The organism is Shewanella sp., from assembly GCF_051658185.1.
Classification (GTDB): Bacteria; Pseudomonadota; Gammaproteobacteria; order Enterobacterales; family Shewanellaceae; genus Shewanella.
The window spans coordinates 1-6641 of record NZ_JBOFMC010000245.1 but is presented as its reverse complement, the minus strand read 5'-3'; the positions used below and the strand labels follow the sequence as shown (position 1 = coordinate 6641).

The following is a 6641-nucleotide window of genomic DNA, read 5'->3' as shown; positions in this document are numbered from 1 at the left end:
TTCAATCCTCTAATGATTTGCTTGAAGCAAAAATAAAAACTGGAACCCCGTGTTCGCGAAGAGTCCCAGATAGAAAGCCGGAAGATTTTACCTGACTTTTCAACGAATGCAACCAAATCTGGCGAATATTAAAGCTGCGCCTTGGGGCACTCGTCGGTCTCAGTAAAAACAATCGACTGGTAAAACATTAACTTTGGTCGAAATCGGCCGGATTAACGGCCAGGAAATTTCATGCCGCCGGGCATCATGCCACGCATTCCGCGCAGCATTTTTTGCATACCACCTTTGGCGGACATTTTTTTCATCATTTTTTGCATTTGGGTAAACTGCTTCAATAAGCGGTTTACATCTTGAATTTGGGTACCCGAACCGGCCGCTATTCGGCGTTTGCGAGAGCCTTTGATCAAGTCTGGATTTTTACGTTCCTTGGCGGTCATCGAGTTAATGATGGCTTCCATTTGCCCCGTCATCTTACCCTCTTGGATTTGGGCTAGGGCTTCTGGCGGTAATTGACCGACACCGGGCAGCTTTTCTAACATGTTCATCATACCGCCCATGTTTTTCATTTGCTGCAATTGCTCACGGAAATCTTCTAAATCAAAGCTGCCACCTTGCTTGACTTTAGAAGCCAATTTCATGGCTTTTTCTTTGTCGACGCCCCGCTCCACTTCTTCAATAAGCGATAATACATCGCCCATCCCTAAGATGCGTGAGGCGATACGATCTGGGTGGAATGGTTCTAAGGCATCCGTTTTTTCACCCACACCGAGGAATTTAATCGGTTTACCGGTGATATGGCGAATCGATAACGCCGCGCCGCCACGGGCATCACCATCAACTTTGGTCAAAATCACCCCGGTTAACGGCAGGGCTTCGTTAAAAGCTTTAGCCGTATTGGCCGCGTCTTGACCTGTCATGGCGTCAACCACGAACAAGGTTTCAATCGGTTTAACCGCCGCATGTAACGCCTTGATTTCATCCATCATGGCTTCATCAACATGCAAACGACCCGCGGTATCGAGGATCACCACATCGATAAATTTGAGTTTCGCGTGGGCAATCGCCGCTTTCGCAATATCAATGGGTTTTTGACTGACATCCGAGGGGAAAAACTCCACATCGACTTCGGCAGCTAAGGTTTCAAGCTGTTTGATTGCCGCAGGACGATAGACGTCCGCACTGACCACCAATACCGATTTTTTATGGCGAGTGCGTAATAACTTAGCAAGCTTGGCGACACTGGTCGTTTTACCTGCGCCCTGTAAGCCTGCCATCATCAATACGGCTGGCGGCTGGGTAGCCAAATCTAAGGCTTCGTTAGCCTCGCCCATGGATTTTTCAAGTTCACTTTGAACTATCTTAATAAAGGCTTGGCCCGGGCTTAAACTTTTTGCCACTTCTTGGCCAACAGCGCGTTCTTTTACGTTGTTAACAAATTCACGCACCACGGGCAGGGCAACATCGGCCTCCAGCAGTGCCATACGCACTTCGCGCAGGGTTTCCTTAACGTTTTCTTCTGTTAAGCGACCACGGCCGCTGATGTTCTTCAGCGTGCGTGACAGTCTGTCGGTTAGATTCTCAAACATTATCCTGCTCTACACCTTTAAGGATCTCGATTAATGGGGGGTATTATAACGATGCTTGCACATTATGCTACTGCCAGAGTCATCTTGGTACGACTTATGACGCTGACTTGCTTTGGCTCATGTTTTACCCCTTGGCGCAAACTATTTACGCCTAACAATAAGAATCTGCTAAATTTTGCAACTCAAGTCACTGCCAATTTACCGACCGCTCATGTTATTCTAAGCCCCATAGTAATCTGTCTGCCCCGTTCCCAAGGCACCTTTAACAACACTAATAGGTTCATTACCCATGGTCATTTTTTCTGCCGCCGCCATGTTTTTTTATTGCATTGCATTGGTATTGGTGACAAGTAGGCTCTTCCACCCTGACGGGCCAAATCGGCGAGTGGTGGCAGGCGTGGCTGCCATTGCTGTGATTTTACATGCGGCAGCACTGACCCAAGCCATCTTCACCACTGATGGACAAAACTTTAGCCTGACCAACGTCATCTCCTTAGTTAACTGGATTATTGCCTTTGCATTTACGGTGATGATGTTTAGGCTCAAGGTGATTGTCGTTGTCCCCGTGGTCTATGCCTGTTCAGTGTTATCCGTTGCTCTGCTGTGGTTATTGCCTCCCAAGTTCATTATTCACTTTGAGCTCAACCCAGAGGTGTTAATCCACGTAATATTGTCGCTCATGGCCTACAGCGCACTCATGATTGCGGCGTTATACGCGATTCAGCTGGCAATGATCCAAAATAAACTCAAGAAAAAACAGTTAATGCTAAGCCCGAACATCCCTCCCCTGATGACAGTTGAAAAACAACTGTATCATTTGGTGATTATTGGGGTGTCTTTATTGAGTTTATCCTTAGCCACGGGTTTTGTGTTCCTGGATGATATGTTTGCCGATGGCAAAGGTCACAAAGCCATCCTATCTATCATGGCGTGGTTTGTGTATATCACTATGCTATGGCAGCAATATTGGGTCGGTTGTAAAATTCGCACCGCCGTCATTTATACCTTAACCGGGGCCATCCTCTTGTCACTGGCCTATTTTGGCGCGCGGATTGTCAAAGAGTTAATCCTCAGCTAACCCACGTTAGCAAGCAGTAAAGGCCAACAATGGCCTTTACTGACTTGACACTTTTTTCATTCTCGGTATTTACTTAGCTATTATGGCCATTATGGAGCCTTATTTTTGGACGCAATATCGACAAGCGCACTCCTGATTATTTTGTTAGTGCTGATCCTATTCTCGGCCTATTTTTCCAGTTCAGAAACGGCAATGATGACCCTCAATCGTTACCGTTTAAGGCATTTAGCTGCCAATGGTAACAAAGGGGCCATTCGGGCATTAAAACTGTTAGAACGCCCAGACCGCTTAATCGGTTTAATCCTTATCGGTAATAACTTAGTCAATATTTTAGCCTCGGCCGTCGCCACCATTATTGGGATGCGCCTGTGGGGCGACATGGGCGTGGCTATCGCAACCGGCGGGCTCACCTTAGTGGTTTTAGTGTTCGGTGAGGTGACACCCAAAACCATCGCGGCATTAAACCCCGAACGTATCGCTTTTCCCTCGAGCCTGTTACTCACTGTCCTATCAAAAATGTTTGCCCATGTTGTGACTGGCATCAATCTAATCACCACCGGGATACTGCGCCTGCTAGGGATAACATCGATCAGTAGCAGTGATGCATTAAGCAAAGAAGAACTGCGCACCGTTGTCCATGAGGCGGGCGCCCTCATTCCCCAGCGCCATCAAGAAATGCTGCTGTCGATTTTAGATTTAGAAAAAATGACCGTTGAAGATATTATGGTGCCCCGCTCGGACATCTACGCCATCAACGTCAATGATGAATTTAAACTCATTAATCGTCAGGTCATCCAAAGTCCACACACCCGAGTACTGGTGTATCGCGATACGATTGATGATGCAGTGGGCTTTATCCACTTACGTGACGCCCTGCGCCTTCAATCAAAAGAACAATTTAGTAAATCTTCCCTGCTACGCGCGGTGAAGGAACTGTATTTTATCCCCGAAGGTACACCGCTCAACGTCCAGCTCGCTAATTTCCAGCACAATAAAGAACGCATAGGTCTGGTGGTTGATGAATACGGCGATATCCAAGGATTGGTAACACTCGAGGATATTTTAGAAGAAATTGTGGGCGATTTTACAACCTCCATGCTGCCTACCCCCAGCGAAGAAATTAATGCCCAGCAAGATGGCAGTTATTTAGTCGATGCCAGCATTAGCGTTCGCGATCTTAATAAAGAAATGAAATGGCATTTTCCAACGGATGGGCCAAAAACGCTCAATGGCTTAATATTGGAATATTTAGAAGAGATCCCCGCTAAAAATACCAGTTTACGGCTTGCGGGGTATCCGTTAGAAGTCGTCGATGTGGCGGAAAATATGGTTAAAACCGTGCGGATCATCCCGCAGTATTACCATCCACCGCAATAACCTTGAGGCCAGCTTGAATGTTAGCGCTTAAATAAGCGCTTCATCCGCTAAGCCTCAAAGGTTTCAGCCATGCTCAACGCCAGCGTACTCATACTGAAATGTCTGGGCGATAAATGACACGTTAAGCTGACTGACGCACTTTTTGCTCATCAATTGCCCGACGTTTCGCAGCGGCAATCGGAGTAATCGCCTCATTAAGCGATGTTTCTAAGCCAAGCATAAAATACAATTCAGCCATCAGAAAAAACGGCCCGATCAGTAATTGATTGAGATCATCAACAAAAGCCGGTTTGGCCTTCTCATAGTGATGCCCAATAAGCTGAAATACCCAGCCGACAACGAAAATCGTCAATGCCAGCCAAAGAGCGTATGCCAAATGCGCAGCCATCTCGGTGGTATATAAAACAGGCACTAAAAACAGTGTTAGGCCGATAGCCAATCGCCAATGCAAGCGAAAATAATACGCTAATACACCCAGTCCGAAGATCCAGCTTAAGCCCAGTTCAGCCCCATTCCCAAGCGGTAGCCTCACACTCGCCAATAATAAAAATACTGACCAAATGATAAGCGGAATACCAATAAAATGAGTTTGCAGATTACGGGTGTCCAAGTGGACACTTTTATAGGTCGATAATTGCTCTACGGCGGATTTCATCAAAGACTCCTGTTATTTATCGCGCTGACATGCGCTAAGTGCGCCACCCTAAGCTAGCGCAAAAACCGTATACTGAACAGGGGAGGTAAATAAAATGTTGCATTTAGCAAACACAAAAAGGAACGGTAGCTGTCCCTTTTGCTTGAACCCAAGGTTAACCCGAACACTTCACCCCGTAATACTTTGCCCAATAACACGTTGCCCAGTATTACTTAACCCATGAGCGCTCGCCCAGTGCTTCATCGCCTCGTAGCACATGGACCAAAGTGCCAACGGGGGCAAGGACTACACAACTGAGGAGCGGTGAAGCACATAGGTAGCGGATTATAATGACTCTAACACGACCGTCGCGATGGCGTAGGACTGCTCATCGGCAATTGAAATATGGCCAACGCTGGCGTTAAGGGCGGCTAAACGCGCGCCGGCGCCCTGGGTAAAATGGATTGTCGGCGCACCATAAGCATTATTCCCAATATGAATATGCTGAAAGGATACCCCGCGTCCAATCCCCGTCCCCAATGCTTTGGCGGCAGCTTCCTTGGCGGCAAAGCGCTTAGCCAGATAACGGGCAGGCTGCTTGTGAACGGTATAAATCATCAGCTCAGCCTCAGTTAATACCCGTTTGGCAAGCTTATCCCCGCCCCGTTCAAGCTGCGCCTCAATGCGTGCTATCTCAACTATATCGGTGCCTAAGCCCACAATGGCCATTACTCGCCCCGTCGACCTTCAAGCATCAGCGTCTTCATGTCTTTTACCGCCGTCGCTAAGCCATCAATCGCTGCACGAGCAACAATGGCATGGCCGATATTCAGCTCATAGAGCTCAGGAATTGCCGCGATAGGTTTCACGTTATGGTAGTGTAAGCCATGGCCCGCATTCACAATGAGCCCTTTGCCGTGGGCGTATTTTGCCATATCACGAATGCGCTCAAGTTCGCGTAATTGCTGCTCTTCAGTACTCGCATCAGCATAACAACCGGTATGAATTTCGATAAGTGGTGCGCCGCTGGCCACCGCTGCATCGATTTGCATTTGATCGGCATCGATAAAAAGAGAGACTTGGATCCCCGCTTGGCTTAACCGAGCCACCGCCGCGGTAATTTTATCCAATTGTCCGGCCACATCTAAACCGCCTTCGGTAGTCACTTCTTGACGCTTTTCAGGGACTAAACAAACGTAGGTAGGTTTGATGTCACAGGCGATATTGAGCATTTCTTCGGTCAGGGCACACTCAAAGTTCATGCGGGTTTTCAAGGTTTTTGCCAGTAAATACACATCCCGGTCGATGATGTGGCGTCGGTCTTCCCGAAGATGAATGGTAATACCGTCCGCACCGGCATGCTCGGCAACGGCGGCGGCATGGACAGGATCAGGATAACTGGTTCCACGGGCCTGACGTAACGTCGCAATGTGGTCGATATTGACACCTAATAAGATTCGGCTCATCGGGAACTCCTTAAGATTGAATACAAAAATAAGGCCCTATTGTACTGTCCCCCAGATGAAAAACCACCGAAACACACACGAAAATCAAGCGCTAGCGTGAATTATTGCCAACCATTGGAGGAGTAAGAGCTTGGGTAAATAATTGCCGACTGAGTAAGGGCTTAGTCCCGAGCAGTGGCTGTAACATTGAGCGCATCAACCGTTTTGCCTCTAAAAAATGTTCCGGCAGCAATTGCTTATCCTTAAGCGCAATCAGCATCGCCCCCTGATAGGTATGACGCGAACGGGAATTTAAGACAAATTGAAAGCCTAACTCGGGCACCAGTTGGTAATAGTCAGGCGGATTTAACTCCTCGCCTTGCGTGTCTCGGCTTAAGGATGGCATAGCCCCAAGCTCATGCAACAAGGCAAGCTCGAGATAACGCAGCTGAGACTGGCAAAACCCTGTCGCCAACCCCACTAACGTTTGATGATAAGTGATAAATAACCTCTCAGCTGCC

Annotated in this window: 6 protein-coding genes and 1 pseudogene; 2 read left to right on the top strand and 5 right to left on the bottom strand. The window is 47.7% G+C overall.

Going from position 1 to position 6641, the window contains the following annotated elements:
* Positions 1–212: 212 nt before the first annotated feature.
* Positions 213–1586 (bottom strand): signal recognition particle protein, encoded by a 1374-nt coding sequence (gene ffh, locus ACRCZA_RS09620; protein WP_438674226.1) that lies wholly within the window; start codon positions 1584–1586, stop codon positions 213–215.
* A gap of 289 nt (positions 1587–1875) precedes the next feature.
* On the opposite strand from ffh, the gene ACRCZA_RS09615 reads away from it, so the two are divergent.
* The gene (locus ACRCZA_RS09615; RefSeq protein ID WP_438674225.1) at positions 1876–2664 is read left to right on the top strand and encodes a cytochrome C assembly family protein; all 789 of its coding nucleotides are present in this window, start codon (positions 1876–1878) and stop codon (positions 2662–2664) included.
* A gap of 105 nt (positions 2665–2769) precedes the next feature.
* Positions 2770–4041, top strand: a complete 1272-nt coding sequence (locus ACRCZA_RS09610) for an HlyC/CorC family transporter (protein ID WP_438674224.1) — start codon at positions 2770–2772, stop codon at positions 4039–4041.
* Positions 4042–4162: 121 nt separating this feature from the next.
* Here ACRCZA_RS09610 and ACRCZA_RS09605 read toward each other — a convergent pair whose 3' ends face one another.
* From ACRCZA_RS09605 to ACRCZA_RS09590, 4 genes and pseudogenes are all read right to left on the bottom strand, one after another.
* Positions 4163–4696 carry a DUF962 domain-containing protein gene (locus tag ACRCZA_RS09605; protein WP_438674223.1) on the bottom strand — a complete coding sequence of 178 codons (534 nt, stop codon included), beginning with the start codon at positions 4694–4696 and terminating at the stop codon, positions 4163–4165.
* Between the two features lie 324 nt (positions 4697–5020).
* Positions 5021–5404 carry a holo-ACP synthase gene (gene acpS, locus ACRCZA_RS09600; protein ID WP_438674222.1) on the bottom strand — a complete coding sequence of 128 codons (384 nt, stop codon included), beginning with the start codon at positions 5402–5404 and terminating at the stop codon, positions 5021–5023.
* Complete coding sequence (gene pdxJ, locus ACRCZA_RS09595; protein ID WP_438674221.1) at positions 5404–6141, bottom strand: pyridoxine 5'-phosphate synthase; 738 nt, start codon at positions 6139–6141, stop codon at positions 5404–5406. Before pdxJ ends, acpS begins: the two co-directional genes overlap by 1 nt.
* A gap of 91 nt (positions 6142–6232) precedes the next feature.
* Positions 6233–6641, bottom strand: a pseudogene (locus ACRCZA_RS09590) (DNA repair protein RecO); the annotation flags it as partial.